Genomic DNA, 20,111 nt, shown 5'->3' on the forward strand with positions numbered 1-20,111 from the left:
TATCTAGCTTTATAACTAAATCAAGTTGTTTGCAGTGATTTGAACCACAACACCAACTGTTTGGGTGTTGTATAGTCAAGCCTCACGAGCAATTAGTATTGGTCAGCTTCACATATCACTATGCTTCCACATCCAACCTATCAACGTCGTAGTCTTCAACGGCTCTTTAGAGGACATAAAGTCCTAGGGAAATCTTATCTTGAGGTAGGCTTCCCGCTTAGATGCTTTCAGCGGTTATCCCTTCCGAACATAGCTACCCGGCGATGCGACTGGCGTCACAACCGGTACACCAGAGGTTCGTCCACTCTGGTCCTCTCGTACTAGGAGCAGATCCTCTCAAATTTCCAACGCCCACGGTAGATAGGGACCGAACTGTCTCACGACGTTCTAAACCCAGCTCGCGTACCTCTTTAAATGGCGAACAGCCATACCCTTGGGACCTGCTTCAGCCCCAGGATGAGATGAGCCGACATCGAGGTGCCAAACACCGCCGTCGATATGAACTCTTGGGCGGTATCAGCCTGTTATCCCCAGAGTACCTTTTATCCGTTGAGCGATGGCCCTTCCATACAGAACCACCGGATCACTAAGACCTACTTTCGTACCTGCTCGACTTGTGGGTCTCGCAGTTAAGCGCGCTTTTGCCTTTATACTCTACGCGTGATTTCCGACCACGCTGAGCGCACCTTCGTACTCCTCCGTTACTCTTTAGGAGGAGACCGCCCCAGTCAAACTACCCACCAGACATGGTCCTCGTCCCGGATAACGGGACAGAGTTAGAACCTCAATATTACCAGGGTGGTATTTCAAGATTGGCTCCACCGAAACTAGCGTCTCGGTTTCAAAGCCTCCCACCTATCCTACACAAGTAAGATCAAAGTTCAATGTCAAGCTGCAGTAAAGGTTCACGGGGTCTTTCCGTCTAGCCGCGGGTACACCGCATCTTCACGGCGAATTCGATTTCACTGAGTCTCTGCTGGAGACAGCGCCCCCATCATTATGCCATTCGTGCAGGTCGGAACTTACCCGACAAGGAATTTCGCTACCTTAGGACCGTTATAGTTACGGCCGCCGTTTACTGGGGCTTCGATCAAGAGCTTCGCTTACGCTAACCCCATCAATTAACCTTCCAGCACCGGGCAGGCATCACACCCTATACGTCCACTTTCGTGTTTGCAGAGTGCTATGTTTTTAATAAACAGTTGCAGGGGCCTGGTTTCTGTGGCTGCCAATAGCTCAAGGAGTAAATCCTATCACCGTCGGCAGCGTACCTTCTCCCGAAGTTACGGTACCATTTTGCCTAGTTCCTTCAGCAGAGTTCTCTCAAGCGCTTTGGTCTACTCGACCTGACCACCTGTGTCGGTTTCGGGTACGATTCCTATGTAACTGAAGCTTAGAGACTTTTCCTGGAAGCATGGTATCAGCCACTTCACTGTACAAGTACAGCTTGCTATCAGTTCTCAGCATAGAGTACCCCGGATTTGCCTAAGATACATGCCTACAACCTTCCACCTGGACAACCAACGCCAGGCTGACTTAACCTTCTCCGTCCTCTCATCGCATTACATAGAAGTATTGGAATATTAACCAATTTCCCATCGACTACGCCTCTCGGCCTCGCCTTAGGGGTCGACTCACCCAGCCCCGATTAACGTTGGACTGGAACCCTTGGTCTTTCAGCGTGCGAGTTTTTCACTCGCATTGTCGTTACTCACGTCAGCATTCGCACTTCTGATACCTCCAGCATACTTCTCAATACACCTTCATCGGCTTACAGAACGCTCCCCTACCACTTGCAATAAATTGCAAATCCGCAGCTTCGGCATATAGTTTTAGCCCCGTTACATCTTCCGCGCAGGCCGACTCGACTAGTGAGCTATTACGCTTTCTTTAAAGGGTGGCTGCTTCTAAGCCAACCTCCTAGCTGTCTATGCCTTCCCACATCGTTTCCCACTTAACTATAATTTTGGGGCCTTAGCTGGCGGTCTGGATTGTTTTCCTCTTGACTACGGACGTTAGCACCCGCAGTCTGTCTCCCGGATAGTACTCATTGGTATTCGGAGTTTGCATCGGTTTGGTAAGTCGGGATGACCCCCTAGCCGAAACAGTGCTCTACCCCCAATGGTATTCGTCCGAGGCGCTACCTAAATAGCTTTCGGGGAGAACCAGCTATCACCGAGTTTGATTAGCCTTTCACCCCTATCCACAAGTCATCCCCTGGCTTTTCAACGACAGTGGGTTCGGTCCTCCAGTTAGTGTTACCCAACCTTCAACCTGCTCATGGATAGATCACCCGGTTTCGGGTCTACACCCAGCAACTAAACGCCCTATTAAGACTCGATTTCTCTACGGCTCCCCTATGCGGTTAACCTTGCTACTGAATGTAAGTCGCTGACCCATTATACAAAAGGTACGCAGTCACCGAACAAGTCGGCTCCCACTGCTTGTATGCATGCGGTTTCAGGATCTATTTCACTCCCCTCACAGGGGTTCTTTTCGCCTTTCCCTCACGGTACTGGTTCACTATCGGTCAGTCAGGAGTATTTAGCCTTGGAGGATGGTCCCCCCATATTCAGACAAGGTTTCACGTGCCCCGCCCTACTCGACATCATCATATAAGCCCTTTCGTGTACAGGACTATCACCCACTATGGTTGCACTTCCCAGAGCATTCCACTAGAACTTATATGACTTAATGGGCTTTTCCCCGTTCGCTCGCCGCTACTGAGGGAATCTCAATTGATTTCTTTTCCTAAGGGTACTGAGATGTTTCACTTCCCCTCGTTCGCCTCGTATGACTATGTATTCATCATACGATACCTGCCTTATGACAGGTGGGTTTCCCCATTCAGAAATCTCCGGATCACAGGATATTTGCCGCCTCCCCGGAGCTTATCGCAGGCTATTACGTCTTTCATCGCCTCTGACTGCCAAGGCATCCACCACATGCACTTAATTACTTGACTATACAACCCCAAACAGTCGATCGTTCCTACAAGTGAGAACGTTCAACATTACAGTTTGAAGTACTGTGCACTTAAGCACCGTACAGCTTCAATTCAATTCACATACCAAAACGCTTGATTCAGTTAATTTCGCTAGTAACTCATTTCATTCAACGTTAACAATTGCTTGTTAAGTTAACTAAAACGAGTATGAACAAATTATTTCAACTCAAATATATTCTGTTAATGATTTTTCCAGCCTTCGTCAGGTCAGGAAACTGTGATAAATCACAGAAGTTAATAAGTTATCTACTTACTAATTTCTGTAATCCAACCTATCTGCGCGAAGCATAGCTTCTTGCTTAAATTTCAAGGAAAAGCATGCTTTTCTTGTCTTGAAATTTGGTGGAGACTAGGAGAGTCGAACTCCTGACCTCCTGCGTGCAAAGCAGGCGCTCTACCAACTAAGCTAAGTCCCCAGCTTATCAATAAGTCAATGTCTCTGCTTTTCTGTATTCAGCATTTAATAATGCTTGTTAGTCAGATTTGGTGGGTCTGACAAGACTTGAACTTGTGACCCCACGCTTATCAAGCGTGTGCTCTAACCAACTGAGCTACAGACCCTCAGATACATCGTCATGAAGAACAACTTGTTGTGGATTCTTACCAATCGTCAATCTTTCGTTAAGGAGGTGATCCAGCCGCAGGTTCCCCTACGGCTACCTTGTTACGACTTCACCCCAGTCATCGGCCACACCGTGGTAAGCGTCCTCCTTGCGGTTAGACTACCTACTTCTGGTGCAACAAATTCCCATGGTGTGACGGGCGGTGTGTACAAGGCCCGGGAACGTATTCACCGCGGCATTCTGATCCGCGATTACTAGCGATTCCGACTTCATGGAGTCGAGTTGCAGACTCCAATCCGGACTACGATCGGCTTTTTGAGATTAGCATCCTATCGCTAGGTAGCAACCCTTTGTACCGACCATTGTAGCACGTGTGTAGCCCTGGTCGTAAGGGCCATGATGACTTGACGTCGTCCCCGCCTTCCTCCAGTTTGTCACTGGCAGTATCCTTAAAGTTCCCGGCTTAACCCGCTGGCAAATAAGGAAAAGGGTTGCGCTCGTTGCGGGACTTAACCCAACATCTCACGACACGAGCTGACGACAGCCATGCAGCACCTGTATGTAAGTTCCCGAAGGCACCAATCCATCTCTGGAAAGTTCTTACTATGTCAAGACCAGGTAAGGTTCTTCGCGTTGCATCGAATTAAACCACATGCTCCACCGCTTGTGCGGGCCCCCGTCAATTCATTTGAGTTTTAGTCTTGCGACCGTACTCCCCAGGCGGTCTACTTATCGCGTTAGCTGCGCCACTAAAGCCTCAAAGGCCCCAACGGCTAGTAGACATCGTTTACGGCATGGACTACCAGGGTATCTAATCCTGTTTGCTCCCCATGCTTTCGTACCTCAGCGTCAGTATTAGGCCAGATGGCTGCCTTCGCCATCGGTATTCCTCCAGATCTCTACGCATTTCACCGCTACACCTGGAATTCTACCATCCTCTCCCATACTCTAGCTTCCCAGTATCGAATGCAATTCCTAAGTTAAGCTCAGGGATTTCACATCCGACTTAAAAAGCCGCCTACGCACGCTTTACGCCCAGTAAATCCGATTAACGCTCGCACCCTCTGTATTACCGCGGCTGCTGGCACAGAGTTAGCCGGTGCTTATTCTGCGAGTAACGTCCACTATCCAAGAGTATTAATCTCGGTAGCCTCCTCCTCGCTTAAAGTGCTTTACAACCAAAAGGCCTTCTTCACACACGCGGCATGGCTGGATCAGGCTTTCGCCCATTGTCCAATATTCCCCACTGCTGCCTCCCGTAGGAGTCTGGGCCGTGTCTCAGTCCCAGTGTGGCGGATCATCCTCTCAGACCCGCTACAGATCGTCGCCTTGGTAGGCCTTTACCCCACCAACTAGCTAATCTGACTTAGGCTCATCTATTAGCGCAAGGTCCGAAGATCCCCTGCTTTCCCCCGTAGGGCGTATGCGGTATTAGCATTCCTTTCGGAATGTTGTCCCCCACTAATAGGCAGATTCCTAAGCATTACTCACCCGTCCGCCGCTAGGAAATGTAGCAAGCTACATCTCCCCGCTCGACTTGCATGTGTTAAGCCTGCCGCCAGCGTTCAATCTGAGCCATGATCAAACTCTTCAGTTAAAAATCATTAGTAGCTTATGGCTACAAATCTTGGCTCATCAATTTTCTGACAAATATTTCTCAAATAAACTTCGAGTAATTTTTACCTTCAATCAATGAAATATTTTCGATCGATCAATCAGTAAAAATCCACACAAGTTGTTCTTCATAATCTCTTAATGATCTTCTTGCTGATTCGTCATCAGCAAGACCTTCGCTTTAAGTTATTCACTACATTGCGTTGGTGTGCTGCGTATTCTATACAGTTTTATTTGCAGCGCAAGTGCATTTAAATAAATAATTCAAAAAACCCATTCAACTGGTTATTTTTAACGCAAAAATGCGTTTTAGGTTAAATTATAGTCAATATTATCAAGTTATCCACCATATAAATGCGCTATCTAAATAAAAAAAACAGCTAACGCTGTTTTTTTAGAATGTACCAGCTACTGTGCTTGTTCAGCAAGCCAAGCCATAAACGCTTGGCGTTCAGATTTAGATGCACTTTTCCAAGTATTAATTAATTGTTGAGCATTGCCAGAACTTATTAAATCTTTTTGTTTATCTGTTCCAGCTTTCGCAACAACAGCTTGTGACGTATAGACCGGTGCAGGTTGTACCACTGTCGTTGCTTTTTGAGTTAGATCGGTTGGTGCATCAGTAAATAGATTTTGAAGAATGCCTGCATTTTGAGTTTTACTACCCTTTTGCTCAACCAGTAACTGATTTTTGGCATTGTATAGACCAAAGATCGGCTGCTTGGCATAAGCTTTGGCATCATCATGGTTTTTCGGAGGATTGATCAGTGCCAAACGGTAAGACTGTTGGTCTTGTAAAATTGGGGTCTTAATATTCACAATCCCTGAGCGAACGATATCGTGTGAGCCAATACCCGGATGCTCTTCAAAAAACTGAGTGTAGCGAACACTGATAATATTTTCACCAGCATCAATATTATATTTATTGTCAGAACTGAATAAACGACTCTTAACCTCCTGCCCATTTAAGCCTTCAATTTTTATTTCCTCTGGAGCAGTAATAGTCACTGCTGAAAATACTGAAGTACTCAACATCAATGCTGCTGTTGCAAGGGTTATGCGTAAGGTCATTTTTACACTCTATCGATGGTTTATTAAAGTTTAGTTGCACTATGCAGTGTATAAATGACAACTTTATGACAATTTCTGAGCTTAGAACCAACTCACAACTACAATATATATTGCTAAGCTTTGATATTTTAAAGATAAACCCTTAAACAAAAAAAAGAGCAGATCTATTCTGCTCTTTTTCATTTTAATGACTAGCGATTAATTAAATGTTTTAAAGCGATCAGCTTCAGCCATAAATGTTTTTTCACCCGCAGGCGCTTCAATCGAACCAAAAACAAGTTGTGCGCGAAGTTTCCAATTCGCAGGGATATCGAAGATTTCTGCAATCTCAGCATCTACGATTGGATTGTAATGCTGTAATGACGCACCAATATTTTGCTCAGATAACGCAGTCCATACGGCAAATTGAGCAATTGCAGAAGAATGTTCAGACCAAACTGGGAAATTATCTGCATAAAGCGCAAATTGTTCCTGCAATGATTTTACAACATCTTGGTCTTCATAAAATAAAACCGTACCATAGCCTGCAGCAAAGCTATTAATTTTTGCATTTGTGCCTTCAAAAGCAGCGTCTGGAACAATTTTACGTAAAGTTTCACGCACCACATTCCAAAACTGTAAATGCGACTCACCAAACAAAGTCACAATACGAGAAGTCTGTGAGTTAAATGCAGAAGGACTGTGATTTACTGCTTCTTTAATTACAGATTCAATTTGTTCTGGTGTTAATGCTACATTTTTACCAACAGCATAAATGGTACGACGTTGTTTGATGTGGTCTAAAAATGACATGTTATTTTCCTCAGCGATCTCACGATCTTGTTATATGCAGATTCATATTCATCATAGCTATAATTTCAAATTTGAACATGCTTAATTCAGCGACATAGTGTCTTAAAAATAGAACAATATGCCATAACATTACAAAACTTGATCTAGAAACCACTAAAGATTATCTCATGTTATTATGCATAAATCATAAAGCGCTCTTCATCTTTATAATGTTCTTTTTCAGCGACTTTTTCTTCTATCGAACCAAAGACCAATTGCGCGCGTAACAGCCAATGTTTTGGAATCTCAAAAACCTTTGAAATGTCAGCATCAATACTCGGGTTATAATGTTGTAATGATGCACCCAAACCTGCATCTGCTAAACAAGTCCATACAGCATATTGGGCCATACCTGAAACTTGCTCTGACCAAACTGGAAATTCTGCCGCATCAAAAGGAATTTTTTTTTGTAATTGTTGAATGATCTGCTGATCTTCATAGAATAGAACTGTACCAAATCCTGCCGAGCATTGATCAACCTTCAGTTCTGCACCAGCAAAAATATGCGCGGGGACTAACTTGCGCTGCACTTCTTTTACGACATTCCAAAAGTGATGATGCGCGTCACCCATTAAAATCACAATACAAGTACTTTGTGAATTATGTGCCGAAGGACAACTTCGCACAGCCTCTTGGATCAATTCAGCTAAATACACCTGACTTAAGTGCACACGCTTCCCTAAAACATAAATACTACGTCGCTTTTTTAGTTGATCGATAAATGTGCTTTGTTTTAGGTCTTCTTCGTGATTTTTTTTAAATTTTAAGTCTTTGGTTAAGTCAGTTGTTAGAACTTGTCCAATTTTATGTAATAAAGCCATACCGTGTTCCCCAAAATGTACAGTGATGCCTATTGTGTTAGGCGCTAGTGTAATCGCAGGAGAATCACTTATATTCATTACGTGATTTCTAAATGCTTGTTTTTAAAACAAACAAATTGAATCAAAAAATAAACTCCGCATTTAGCGGAGTTTATGTGACTGATCTAACACTTGAAAATTGTGCTGTACAATATTATTTCTCTGTTTCGAACAAAGCAGCAACAAAGGATTTTGCAGAGAAAGGACGTAAGTCGTCAATTTTCTCACCAACACCAATAAAGCGAATTGGAACATGCGTACGACTGGCAATATTAAATAGTACACCACCTTTCGCAGTGCCATCGAGTTTGGTAATCGTCAGGCCTGTCAAACCAACTGCCTCATCAAACATTTCTACTTGATTAATCGCATTTTGACCTGTTCCTGCATCGACCACCAACATAACTTCGTGTGGTGCAGTCGCATCGATTTTTTGCATGACACGTTTTACTTTAGTCAACTCTTGCATGAGATGACCTTTATTATGTAAACGACCTGCGGTATCTGCGATCAAAACATCAACACCTTTCGCGCGTGCACTTTCAAACGCATCGAAAATGACAGAAGCGCTATCAGCACCATGGCCTTGGGCTACTACGGCAATATTATTACGTTCACCCCAAATTTGAAGCTGCTCAGTCGCTGCCGCACGGAAAGTATCCCCCGCAGCAAGCATCACTTTCTTGCCTTCACCTTGTAAACGTTTTGCCAATTTACCAATGGTTGTGGTTTTACCCACACCGTTTACGCCCACCACCAAAATCACATAAGGCGTTTTGTTCGGATCGATGTGTAAAGGTTTCACACGTGGCGCAAGTAAAGCCACCAACTCTTCTTGAAGCGCTTTATAGAGCGAGTGCGAGTAAATTAAATCGCCACGTGCAGTACGTTCAGTTAAGTTGGTAATGATGGTTTTCGTTGCATCAACGCCAATGTCGGCCACGAGAAGCTGCTCTTCAACTTCTTCAAGCAGTTCGTCATCAATTTCCTTACCACCGATCAAAATATTGACCATACCATCGGCAAGGTTTTTACGGGTTTTGGTTAACCCTTCTTTCATGCGGCTAAAGAAACCGCCTTTTGCAGATACATCTGCTTCTTCTGCACTTGTTTCAGCAACCACAACTGGACTAACAACTGTTTGCTCTTTTGTTTCAACGATTGGCACATTGACCACAGGTAAACTTGGTAGTGTGACATCGTCATCCCCGATATCAGCATCAATCAAAAATTTGTTCTGCTCATTAGATTGCTGTTGCATGCCGAATCCTTGAAAAGCACTGCGTTAAAAAAGACGGATTCTACCATAAAAGATAGGCTTTCGCTTAGCAACAATACTTTATGTAAACACTTAACAAATCAATACTTCTGGCGCTTGATCTACTTCGTATTTTTCTTAAGAATGGTTATTTATTGAAATGCTTTCACTTCAACCTGAGCCCAAATTTTATATGCATCACTTATTAGTCACGCATTCTTATAAAAAAAGTTTAGTTGCACTGGGTTTAACTCTACTTTGTTTACCTATTACCACCCATGCACAAATACGCAGTGAACTTACCCGCAGTAGTTTTGAAACCACTTTAAGCAATGGCTTACAGGTGATTATCCGTGAAGATCACCGCTCCCCGATGGTCATGACCCAAATTTGGTACAAAGTCGGTAGCACTGATGAGTCTGGAAATATAACGGGTATTTCGCACGTACTGGAACATATGATGTTTAAAGGCACATCCAAGGTCCCCAATGACGAATTCAGTCGCTTAAGTCGAATCTATGGCGGTACAGTAAATGCCGCGACATTTACCAATTACACCAATTACTATCAGCTTTATCCAAAAACCTACTTTCCCATGGCTCTAGAACTTGAAGCAGATCGTATGCGCAATCTCTTACTACGGAAACAAGACTTTGACCCTGAAATTAAAGTGGTGATGGAGGAGCGACGCCTGCGTACCGACGACAACCCACGCTCACTTGCTTTCGAACGCTTCAAATGGATTTCGTATCCCACAAGTCACTATCGTCAACCCGTCATTGGCCACATGAAACACTTGCAAAACATAAGTCTAGATGACGTGAAGCAGTGGTATCAAAAATGGTATAGCCCAAACAATGCGATCTTGGTGATTGTGGGTGATGTCAATGCAGAATCCGCCCTCAGACAAGTTCAAAAATACTTTGGCGACATCAAAAGTCATCCAACACCTGTACGCAATGATGTGACTGAGTTTGAGAACATTGGTTACCGTCACATGGAACAAAATACCAATGTTGAAGTGCCAAATTTATATATGGCTTGGAATGTGAAATCGCTTGCAACAGCAAGCAATCCAGAAGATGTTTATGCACTCACACTTATTCGAAGCTTGTTAGATAGCGGGATCAGCTCTCGATTACAACAGCGCCTTGTACGCGACAAAAAATTAGCGACCGCACTGAGTGTCAGTTATGACCCTTATAACCGTGGAGACAGTCTATTTAGTATCTCCGCACTTCCAGTCACTGGCGTGGAACTTCCTGAGCTACAAAAAGCCATTGAATATGAAATTGAGCGACTCAAAACAGAACTTGTTCAACCACAAGAGCTTGAACGGATTAGCACACGCTTTGTTGCAAACTTAATTTATGGTCAAGATGACATAGTCGGGCAAGCAAAGATGATTGGAAACTTAGCCGTAAATGGCTTGAATTATCGACTAATGGATCAGCTTCCACAGCATTTTGAAGCGGTTACACGTGAAGAGATTCAGCACGTTGCTCAAACTGCTTTTGTCAGAGATAACTTAAGTACGTTGTACCTTCAACCAGAAAAGAAGGCCACAAAATAATGAAAAAACAAAAGACCATCTTTCACCTGTTATTTATTACCATGTCTACCTTTTGCACTACCAATGTAATTGCAGATGTAAGTACAAGTAGTATTAGTAATGATGACCCACGTACATTACAGTCTATTGCTTCTCTACAAAGCTTAAAACAAGTTCAAACCAGCGACCTTTATACAGCACCACATGTACATGAACTTAAGAACAAATACAAAGTTCGAAGTCTATTTGTTGAGTCACCCGCCTTACCTATGGTGGATATTCAACTTACCTTTAATGCAGGCTCTGCAAGAGATATAGAAGTAGAAAAAGGACTATATGGCGTTGCCAATATGGCGGCACAACTCATCGATGAAGGCACTACGCAACATGATGCAGTTGAAATCGCGAATGCCTTTGAACAAGTCGGAGCTCGTTTTAGTGTAGCTGCACACCGAGACATGTTTGTGGTTCGACTGCGTTCGTTGTCTGACCCTAAAAAATTAGATGCTGCAGTGAGTACTATGCTTGAAGTATTAAAAGACTCTACTTTTAAAAATAACAGTATTAGTTTGATGGTGAGTAATACCCAAGTAGGCCAGAAGCAGTTGAAAGAAAGCCCGAGTCGATTGATGAGCATTCGTTTTTATCGCGCGCTCTACAGTTCGCACCCTTATGCTGAACCAATTACAGGAACCAATGGCAGTATTAAAAAAATTACGACTCAGCACTTAAAAAAATTCAGAGACGAATTCCTCGTTAGTCAAAATATGAATATTGCACTGACAGGCCAACTCAGTGTGAAACAAGCACAGAAACTGGCTGAACGAATAAGTGCAGCCCTCCCACAAGCTGAAGCAGCAAAGCCACTTGCTGTACCGCAAGATAAACCTAACTTTGATATTCAACACATTCTGTTTAATTCAACTCAAGCCCATGTCACCATGGGACATGTATCAACCACGCGGGATGATCCGGATCGTTTAGCGCTCGAACTGGCTAACCGTATGTTGGGTGGGGGTGGATTTAGCTCCATTTTAATGAAAGAACTACGCGTTAAACGTGGATACACCTATGGAGCAAACAGTGCTTTTACATTTAGCCAAGCGGCTGGAAGTTTTAGTCTAAGTTATTCAACCCAGCAAGATCAGCTCATGGACAGCATACAAGTGGCGCATAAAGCCCTAGTTGACTTTGTCCATCAACCAATTGATGCACAGCAGTTAGAAGAAACTAAAGCTGGTATGTTACGCAGCCTACCTAACAGCTATAGCAGCAATGCAAACATCAATGCACAACTCGGATCTATAGGGTTTTATCAGCAAGATGCGAATTATTTAGCAGACTACCCAAAACGTTTAGCTGAGATCACACCTTTAGATGTCCAAAATGCAATACGTAAACACATTCACCCTGAAAGTCTTACGCTTGTGATTGTCAGTAACGCCTTAGATAAAGAGCAACTTCGACATATTTTAGAATTGAATCTTGATCCGAACATTAAGCAAAGCATACCGCATCCTGATCAAATTCCTGCGATTATTGAACCTCCGGAGCCAATGCCGGAAGCTGCTTCGCCCGATTCTGCTCAAACTGATGAGCCTGCATTAATCTAAAGTAATCAATATAGGAAATCTGGTTTTCCAAAACCAGATCTTGTGCCATCTCTTGGGTTTCTGGGAAAGTCGCTTGATGAGATAAGCGACTTACATTTTCAAATTGGCTTGGAGAAATGGGCCGAGATAAAGCAATACTCGATAAAATGACAATGAGCATAATGATCGACGCCATCAGACCATTATAAATTTGTACAAGCGTAATCTGTGATTTTAATTTAAGAATTTTTTGGATCGCAATGTGCATAACCTACCTCTAATGAAACTAGTGTAAGTAGCGAATTGCATAATCACAAGTTGAAATGCTGAAAAATGCCCCCATTAATGCTAAAGAGGACATAATTTCAGCAAGTCAGATTGTTTGTAAAGCAAAAGTCTAACCAACAATGCTACGAATAACTGCAAAATAGAGCACCAAGGCAATTACCCCCAATGCAATCATAATGGCGAAAGCCCCAACACCATTTTCTGCATCTGCAGGGTGTGCAGGATCGTCATCTGCAATACGTCTTAGCTCCCCATTGTATGTTTCATAAAAATCAACCCGTTGATTTTCATCAAGCTGACGTGTGAAATCATAAACTCGTTTACGTTGTGCCAAACAAAAATCCCCAAGATGAATTTCTTGATGGAAAACTGCTTCATCTAATAGTGTTCGGTGATATTGCGCCAACGCTACAATTTGAGAAACAGTTGGAGGCATATCAAAATCAAAACCGTCTAATGTATTTGTCATGTTATTCTCCTTATAAAATACAGTTTCCTGTTTTATTATCATATTCAATCTTTTGATTGTTCATTGTTTAATCATGTAAACAAAATAAGATGAAGAATACTCGATAATATATTTGACAATTCCAGCAATTTGTAATAAATATTTAACATTAGCGTGATATTTATATCTAAAGGTAAAAATACCTTTAAGTGATCATAATTAGAATAAGGAGCTTAATATGATTCAACAAATCTCTCATCATGACTTAGAACATGCGTATGCGGATGCAGTAAACACCATTCAATCACAAATGAACTTTGTAGAAGCAGTACAACAGTTAGAAAGCGTTGCACGCGCTGGCCACGGTAAAGCAGCACTGTTTTTGGCAGAACTTTATTATCAAGGTTTCCGCGTAGAACGCGACTCGCTGAAAGCACAATACTGGCAACAGCTTGCCACCATGAAAGCATAATAAAACGTCACCTAGGTGGCGTTTTTTTGAGCCTAACATTTTGATATGACATATTTATTTACATAGTTATGCAAAGCTTACACTGAACTTTCATCTTAATTATTTAAAATAGCGTCATGTTCCTTAATGACATAACGCTATGTACAAAATTTTGAAACTACAACCGATTTCAAATCATTTATATTTAAAAATCAATATTCTAAGAGGCATGATGTACTGCGGTATTCTTTGGGGGCTTTACAACGCTGAACAGCAAGGCTGGGCGATGACCTCAGATCATGATGACTATGTTTTCCCTTTTTGGCTCAATGGTTTACACGCACACCAATATGCTCAATTGCACTGGCCAAACTATATTCCTAAAAAAATCACGCCACAAGATTTCCAAAGCGCATTACTGCCTACTCTGTCACGCTTAAAAGTCACCCCTGCGCTATGTAATGGCACAAAGCGTATGAAGCTCAGCACGTCTCAAATGCGTCACTTTTTCTTCAATGACCGTATTCTGTCGCCAGCTTAAGGCTCATTAAGAACAATAAGACGTAATTAACTTATTATTTTATTGAGAGCTATGACTGTAAAGTATTTGCTTTTTTTTTAAATCGCGCTAATTTAAATATAAAACAATAACCACAACCAAGGATATGCCCTATGACCAATGTTGCTCAAGTATTAAAAGATAAAGTACATCAAGCAATCTACACCATCAGCCCTGAAGCCACTGTTCTTGAAGCAATTTCACTTATGGCAGATAAAGGCATTGGTGCACTTGTGGTCACACACGAAGAACTCGTTGTAGGTATATTGTCCGAACGTGACTATATGCGCAAAGTCATGTTGATGGAACGTAGTTCGAAGCAAACCACAGTCAATGAAATTATGACAGCCAAAGTACTAACGGTCACAACAGCAGTTACGGTTGAAGAATGTTTAGACCTTATGACAGACCGCCACCTACGTCATTTGCCCGTGGTTGAACAAGATAAATTATTAGGACTTATTTCTATTGGTGACTTGGTGAAAGCGGCAATGGATGACCAAAAGAAACTGATTGAGCAACTACAACAGTATATTTCAGGTTAAGTTTTAATGTTTAGGTGTTCAATAATGAACTTATACTAAGCATTGGCTACTAATGATAAAAAAATAAAGCCGAAACCATATAAAAATCCCTGCACTAAGCAGGGATTTTTATATGTAAATATGAAAGGCTTAAAACTTAGTTCAGACCTAATTTTGCAGCGACATAGTCTGCATCTTTGTCGCCACGACCAGATACATTCACCACAATTTTAATATCTTTGGCCAACTTTGGAGCTTCACGAAGTGCCCATGCTACGGCATGTGAACTTTCAAGTGCGGGGACAATCCCTTCAACACGTGACAACCGCATAAACGCATCCAAGCACTCTTGATCAGTCGCAGTGGTATATTCGACACGACCCAAGTCTTTCAGCAGACTGTGCTGAGGCCCGACGCCAGGATAATCTAGACCTGAAGCAATCGAGTGTACTGGTAACGGTTCACCCTGATCATCTTCAAGTACATAACACGCCATACCATGAATCTGACTTGGTTTACCTAAAGTTAAGGTTGCCGAGTGCATGTCGGTATCTAAACCATGACCAGCAGGCTCTACACCAATTAGTTTCACATCTGCATCGTTTAAAAATGCGGTGAAAGCACCCATAGCATTTGAACCACCACCCACACATGCAACCACATAATCTGGGTTCGCACCAAAGCGCTCATAGGTTTGTTCTTTAATTTCTTTACCAATAATCGACTGAAAGTCACGGACCATCATTGGAAATGGATGTGGCCCAACAACCGAACCAATAGCATAGATATAATTGGTTGGATCTTTTAAATACTCTTCAAAGGCACTGTCCACAGCATCTTTCAACGTTGCAGTACCACGTGTCACTGAAATGAGTTTTGCTCCAAGGATTTTCATTTTGACGACATTGGGATGTTCTTTTTCAATATCGACCTGCCCCATATGAATTTCACACGGAATCCCCACCAAAGCACAGGCTGTTGCTAATGCAACGCCGTGTTGGCCGGCACCCGTTTCTGCAATGACTTTGGTTTTACCCATATATTTCGCAAGCAACGCTTCACCCAAACAGTGATTAATTTTATGTGCGCCTGTGTGGTTTAAGTCTTCACGCTTTAGATAGATCTGTGCCCCGCCCAACTGTTCAGATAACCGTTTTGCATAAAACAACGGACTTGGACGACCAACATAGTGCGCAAACAGTTCAGCAAGTTCAGTTTGAAACGCTTCGGTTTCACGGATTTGTTCATAGGCGACTTTAATGTCATCCATTGCCGCTTTTAAGTGAGGTGGGATAAACTGACCACCATAGTTGCCAAAAAAGCCCGCGTCATTCGGCAAAGCAATACCATTAATTTGATGATCCATTTTTTATGATCCTTATTCTTAAAATGCGCTTTCTTTCCAGCTTTATCGTGCTAAATACTTGGTCATATCCTCAACGCCTTTGAGGGTCATTGGGTACATATGGTCTTCAAAAATTTGCTTAATCAAACCAATCGTATGAGTGTAATGCCAATAACGGTCTTCTTCTGGATTCAACCATGCTGTTTTTTCAAAATGATTGCGTAAACGCTGTAGCCAGACATTTCCTGCTTCATCATTCATATATTCAACCGAACCACCCACAGAATTGAGTTCATAAGGTGCCATAGAAGCATCCCCAACCACAATTACACGATAGTCGCGTCCGTAGGTATTGAATAAATCCCATGTATTCATACGGGTACTTGAGCGACGTACATTGTCTTTCCAAACATAGTCATATAAACAGTTATGGAAATAGAAATACTCTAAGGTTTTAAACTCAGTTTTCGCCGCACTAAAAAGTTTTTCGCATTGTGCAATGTGTGAATCCATCGATCCACCCACATCAAACAACATCAGCACCTTAATGCGATTACGACGTTCAGGCACGAGCTGCACATCGAGTATGCCTTGCTTCGCGGTTTCACGAATTGTACCGTCGATGTCTAACTCTTCAGCCGCACCTTGTCTGGCAAATTTACGTAAACGACGCAATGCCATTTGCATTTGGCGCGTTCCGAGAATTTGATCATCATCCAAATTCTGATATTTACGTTGTTCCCAAACTTTTACAGCAGAACGTTTACGTCCCGGCCCACCAATACGCACCCCTTCAGGATGATCACCATAAGCACCAAAAGGAGACGTTCCTCCAGTGCCGATCATCTTGTTTCCACCCTGATGTTTCTTATGCTGCTCGCGTAAGCGTTCTTCCAGCATTTTCATAAGTTCTTCTAATGAGCCTGCTTTCTTTAATTCTTCACGCTGCTCAGGAGTTAGATGCTTTTCTAAGAGTTCTAAATCGAACCAGTCTTTCGGTAACTTTTGAACTTTATTCAGTAAATCATCTAAATCAAAAGTTGAAATGCCATCAAAGTAGTCCTTCATACCTCGGTCAAATTTGTCAAAGAAGCGCTCATCTTTAACCATAATGGTTTTGGCGAGTTGATAAAATTCTTCTTGATCGGCAAAGACCAAACCTGAAGCAACAGCTTCATTCAGATCGATCAGTTCACGCGTCGAGACGGGAACACCGTATTTGCGTAAGGTATAAAACAAGCGCACAAACATGCGTGTTTCTCCTTTAACGACGTGACATAAAGGCTAAACGTTCAAGCAACTGTACATCTTGTTCGTTTTTAATGAGTGCACCATATAAAGGTGGAATGGCTTTAGACTTATCATGATTACGCAGTACATCTTCTGGCATATCATCGGCCATGAGCAAGCTTAACCAGTCAATCAATTCAGAAGTTGATGGTGGTTTTTTTAGACCCGGAACTTGACGTAATTTGAAGAAAACTTGTAATGCTTCATTGACCAATGCCGTTGAAATTTGCGGGAAATGAACATCAATAATTTCACGCATGGTTGCGTCGTCTGGAAATTCAATATAGTGAAAGAAACAACGACGCAAGAATGCATCTGGAAGTTCTTTTTCATTATTTGAAGTAATAATCACAATAGGACGTTGTGATGCAGTAATGGTTTCGCCCGTCTCATATACATAAAAAGACATCTTGTCTAGTTCATGCAACAAGTCGTTTGGAAACTCAATGTCCGCCTTATCAATTTCATCAATCAATAAAACACAACGTTCTTCACTGGTGAACGCTTCCCACAATTTACCCGGTTTAATATAGTTTTTAATGTCATAAACACGGTCATCACCCAATTGGCTGTCACGCAAACGCGAAACCGCATCATACTCATATAAACCTTGCTGGGCTTTTGTGGTTGACTTAATGTGCCAAGTCAACAATTTTAAGCCTAAGCTTTCAGCCACTTGTTCAGCCAGTAAAGTTTTACCCGTACCTGGCTCACCTTTGACCAATAAAGGCTTTTGTAAGCTACGTGCAGCTTTTACAGCAAGTTTTAAACTATCGGTAGCGATGTACTGATCTGTACCCGTAAATTGTTGTGTTTCAACAGACATGATTAAACCTTATTTTTATTAATTACAGCGGTGAATGATTGTTACTGACAACTGCTTTGGTTTTATTAGCCACATATTTTGACCAAAAGAAACCGATCACAAGCCCCACACCCATGACAAAGAGAATCAGTGACAAATTTGACCAAATGAGTGCTGATTCTTTCGTTAACACACCGAAAAGCAAGCCAAAAATAGCCGGTGCAATCGATGAGTTTGGCCCTTCGGAAACCGTTGGTGTCAATAAAATGGCAAAGATCATCATCCATGTAATGCCACCCAACAGCTTCGGCAGGCGTGTAGCAATGGAATACCAACACCACAAAATCAGCAAACTGCCCAAAAGATAAACTGTGACAGCAATACTATCTTCAGGAATTGAATCGAGCATTGAAAGAAAACTATCCACGGTGCAACTCCTGAATTATGCTTTATGCGCCACGAAGGCCTTCTGGTGCCGCAGCGTTCGGATTGATTAATCCTTCTGGCGGCATTTGTAGAAAGAAGCCCTGAGTTTGAATCGAATCCATGACATGCAATACATTTACACGAGCCAATTTACGCGCTTCACTCAGCTCTAATGACATCACAAAAGTCGCTCGACCAAATGCAACACGAACAGCTTCAGGCAAAACATTCAATGGGCTAAAATCTTCAGCGGCTTGATCAGCTTCAGTTGGACAAGCAATATAAAGATACATTTCATCTTTTTTACTTGATTTATAAATAGAACATTGCATATCTAAAACAGCACTCAAATAACTCAAGCCACAGGATACATCAAATAAAAGCAGCTGACATTAGTCATGATTAACGCATCAGTCGTGATTTTGTATAAATATTCAAACTTCAGACCAATTGACTAATTATTAATCCATGACTTTCATTTGCGTCGAAAGATAGCTTTCATCACGGCGTAGGAGTTGAATTAAAGGTTGGGTTAACAAATCATAGCGCCAACCTAATAAATAATCAGGCAAGTCTTGCTCATCATTATGAAAAACCACATGTTGATGCAGTGCGTTCATCCACTTTTTGCGCATCAATACTTCTTTAGGAATACTGGTTTCATTGACCACATTTTGAATTAAGTGATCAATCTTCTCTCCCACATCTTTTGAAGAATGACGGATCGGACGTGCCATACGTAGTGGCCAATCTGCTTGCTCAGGCAAGAACTTCACCAAATCTAAAATGGTTTTGCCGTGCTCACGGACAACATTTTGACGTATGTCTTTTACACCCGATAACTGAAACGCATTTTTCGGATTTTTCTCAACCAAATCAATCATGCTTGAGTTTTTCAAAATGAAACTACGTGGTGTATTTAGCGCTTTCACCATGTGTTCACGCCATACAGCCAACTGCTGCAACTGCATCAACTGACGTCGTGAATGTCGATAGTTACCAATATCTTGATAGAGCAAATGCAAAGGCGTTTCTGTCGCGATTTCTTGCGTCAGATGCTGACAGTCTTCAAGAGCAAAATTTAGGAGTGACTTTGAATCTAATTCTTGTTTAACTTTTTCTGAAAGATTCATCAAGTACAGCACATCGTTTGCCGCATAGCTCAATTGTGCAGGGCTTAATGGACGTGCCAACCAGTTTGAACGCGTTTCCCCTTTATCGATATCGACATCCAACATTTGTTTCAGGGCATTTTGATAGCTCACTTGTAAGCCATGTCCTAAAAAAGACATCCCCACTTGGGTGTCAAATACATTGTTTAAGGTTTTATGCTGTGCATAGTGATAAATCAGGTCGATATCTTCACTACAGGCATGAAAGACATTTTGCTGTGCGCGAAAAAGTTTATTCCAAAATTCAGTTAAATCGAGTGTCGTACCATCGAGTAAATAGACATTGTTTTCGACATTGATTTGAAATACGCCTAACTTCGGCCATAAGGTATCGACTTTGATGAATTCTGTATCGAGTCCATAGACTTCGTTACGATCCATTTTTTCTAAGACTGGTGTTAAGTCTTGTTGCTGCTGAATAAACTGAAACATATCCTACTGCGTCTAATGCTAGA

17 protein-coding genes, 2 tRNA genes and 2 rRNA genes are annotated in these 20,111 nt (G+C 42.2%); 5 read left to right on the forward strand and 16 right to left on the reverse strand.

Annotated elements, in window-relative coordinates:
• Positions 1 to 71: 71 nt before the first annotated feature.
• The 8 genes from F946_RS15790 to ftsY all read right to left on the reverse strand — a co-directional run bounded on the left by F946_RS15790 (position 72) and on the right by ftsY (position 9,207).
• A 23S ribosomal RNA gene (locus F946_RS15790) occupies positions 72 to 2,965 on the reverse strand.
• 382 nt (positions 2,966 to 3,347) lie between these two features.
• Positions 3,348 to 3,423, reverse strand: a tRNA-Ala gene (locus F946_RS15795).
• Between the two features lie 68 nt (positions 3,424 to 3,491).
• Positions 3,492 to 3,568, reverse strand: a tRNA-Ile gene (locus F946_RS15800).
• 61 nt (positions 3,569 to 3,629) lie between these two features.
• Positions 3,630 to 5,167, reverse strand: a 16S ribosomal RNA gene (locus tag F946_RS15805).
• The 16S and 23S rRNA genes sit together here with 2 tRNA genes alongside, the layout of an rRNA operon.
• Before the next feature lie 425 nt (positions 5,168 to 5,592).
• Positions 5,593 to 6,255, reverse strand: coding sequence for a DUF2057 family protein (locus F946_RS15810; RefSeq protein WP_004984618.1), 663 nt, complete (start codon positions 6,253 to 6,255; stop codon positions 5,593 to 5,595).
• 198 nt (positions 6,256 to 6,453) lie between these two features.
• A complete protein-coding gene (locus F946_RS15815) occupies positions 6,454 to 7,047 on the reverse strand; it encodes a nitroreductase family protein (RefSeq protein ID WP_004984621.1) in 594 nt (197 codons plus the stop codon).
• Between the two features lie 173 nt (positions 7,048 to 7,220).
• Complete coding sequence (locus F946_RS15820) at positions 7,221 to 7,907, reverse strand: nitroreductase family protein (RefSeq protein ID WP_035327290.1); 687 nt, start codon at positions 7,905 to 7,907, stop codon at positions 7,221 to 7,223.
• 193 nt (positions 7,908 to 8,100) lie between these two features.
• The gene (gene ftsY, locus F946_RS15825) at positions 8,101 to 9,207 is read right to left on the reverse strand and encodes a signal recognition particle-docking protein FtsY (protein ID WP_004984626.1); all 1,107 of its coding nucleotides are present in this window, start codon (positions 9,205 to 9,207) and stop codon (positions 8,101 to 8,103) included.
• 190 nt (positions 9,208 to 9,397) lie between these two features.
• Here ftsY and F946_RS15830 point away from each other — a divergent pair, with 190 nt between their 5' ends.
• Both F946_RS15830 and F946_RS15835 read left to right on the forward strand, forming a co-directional pair.
• Entirely contained in the window at positions 9,398 to 10,777 is a 1,380-nt protein-coding gene (locus F946_RS15830) for a M16 family metallopeptidase (RefSeq protein ID WP_004984628.1), read from the forward strand.
• Positions 10,777 to 12,369 (forward strand): M16 family metallopeptidase, encoded by a 1,593-nt coding sequence (locus F946_RS15835; protein ID WP_004984630.1) that lies wholly within the window; start codon positions 10,777 to 10,779, stop codon positions 12,367 to 12,369. The genes F946_RS15830 and F946_RS15835 overlap by 1 nt, the downstream gene beginning before the upstream one ends.
• Here the strand turns inward: F946_RS15835 and F946_RS17130 are convergent.
• Together F946_RS17130 and F946_RS15840 are read right to left on the reverse strand one after the other, a co-directional pair.
• Positions 12,293 to 12,616 carry a hypothetical protein gene (locus F946_RS17130; RefSeq protein ID WP_004697080.1) on the reverse strand — a complete coding sequence of 108 codons (324 nt, stop codon included), beginning with the start codon at positions 12,614 to 12,616 and terminating at the stop codon, positions 12,293 to 12,295. The two genes, F946_RS15835 and F946_RS17130, sit on opposite strands and share 77 nt — an antisense overlap.
• A 129-nt stretch (positions 12,617 to 12,745) precedes the next feature.
• Positions 12,746 to 13,105, reverse strand: a complete 360-nt coding sequence (locus tag F946_RS15840) for a hypothetical protein (protein ID WP_004984633.1) — start codon at positions 13,103 to 13,105, stop codon at positions 12,746 to 12,748.
• A gap of 217 nt (positions 13,106 to 13,322) precedes the next feature.
• On the opposite strand from F946_RS15840, the gene F946_RS15845 reads away from it, so the two are divergent.
• The 3 genes from F946_RS15845 (at position 13,323) to F946_RS15855 (ending at position 14,639) form a co-directional block, all read left to right on the forward strand.
• Entirely contained in the window at positions 13,323 to 13,556 is a 234-nt protein-coding gene (locus tag F946_RS15845; RefSeq protein ID WP_004697075.1) for an SEL1-like repeat protein, read from the forward strand.
• A gap of 139 nt (positions 13,557 to 13,695) precedes the next feature.
• The gene (locus F946_RS15850; protein WP_004984635.1) at positions 13,696 to 14,076 is read left to right on the forward strand and encodes a DUF2750 domain-containing protein; all 381 of its coding nucleotides are present in this window, start codon (positions 13,696 to 13,698) and stop codon (positions 14,074 to 14,076) included.
• Between the two features lie 131 nt (positions 14,077 to 14,207).
• Positions 14,208 to 14,639, forward strand: a complete 432-nt coding sequence (locus F946_RS15855; protein WP_004984637.1) for a CBS domain-containing protein — start codon at positions 14,208 to 14,210, stop codon at positions 14,637 to 14,639.
• 136 nt (positions 14,640 to 14,775) lie between these two features.
• Here F946_RS15855 and trpB read toward each other — a convergent pair whose 3' ends face one another.
• From trpB to F946_RS15885, 6 genes are all read right to left on the reverse strand, one after another.
• Complete coding sequence (gene trpB / locus F946_RS15860) at positions 14,776 to 15,984, reverse strand: tryptophan synthase subunit beta (protein ID WP_004984639.1); 1,209 nt, start codon at positions 15,982 to 15,984, stop codon at positions 14,776 to 14,778.
• Positions 15,985 to 16,026: 42 nt separating this feature from the next.
• The gene (locus F946_RS15865; protein ID WP_004984640.1) at positions 16,027 to 17,214 is read right to left on the reverse strand and encodes a vWA domain-containing protein; all 1,188 of its coding nucleotides are present in this window, start codon (positions 17,212 to 17,214) and stop codon (positions 16,027 to 16,029) included.
• A 13-nt stretch (positions 17,215 to 17,227) separates the two neighbouring features.
• The gene (locus tag F946_RS15870; protein WP_004697065.1) at positions 17,228 to 18,079 is read right to left on the reverse strand and encodes an AAA family ATPase; all 852 of its coding nucleotides are present in this window, start codon (positions 18,077 to 18,079) and stop codon (positions 17,228 to 17,230) included.
• A 22-nt stretch (positions 18,080 to 18,101) separates the two neighbouring features.
• Complete coding sequence (locus tag F946_RS15875) at positions 18,102 to 18,485, reverse strand: hypothetical protein (RefSeq protein ID WP_004697064.1); 384 nt, start codon at positions 18,483 to 18,485, stop codon at positions 18,102 to 18,104.
• Between the two features lie 22 nt (positions 18,486 to 18,507).
• Entirely contained in the window at positions 18,508 to 18,816 is a 309-nt protein-coding gene (locus F946_RS15880) for a YcgL domain-containing protein (protein ID WP_004984643.1), read from the reverse strand.
• Positions 18,817 to 18,945: 129 nt separating this feature from the next.
• Positions 18,946 to 20,088 carry a ribonuclease D gene (locus F946_RS15885; RefSeq protein ID WP_004984645.1) on the reverse strand — a complete coding sequence of 381 codons (1,143 nt, stop codon included), beginning with the start codon at positions 20,086 to 20,088 and terminating at the stop codon, positions 18,946 to 18,948.
• Positions 20,089 to 20,111: the final 23 nt, after the last annotated feature.

This window comes from Acinetobacter johnsonii ANC 3681 (genome assembly GCF_000368805.1).
Lineage (GTDB): Bacteria > Pseudomonadota > Gammaproteobacteria > Pseudomonadales > Moraxellaceae > Acinetobacter > Acinetobacter johnsonii.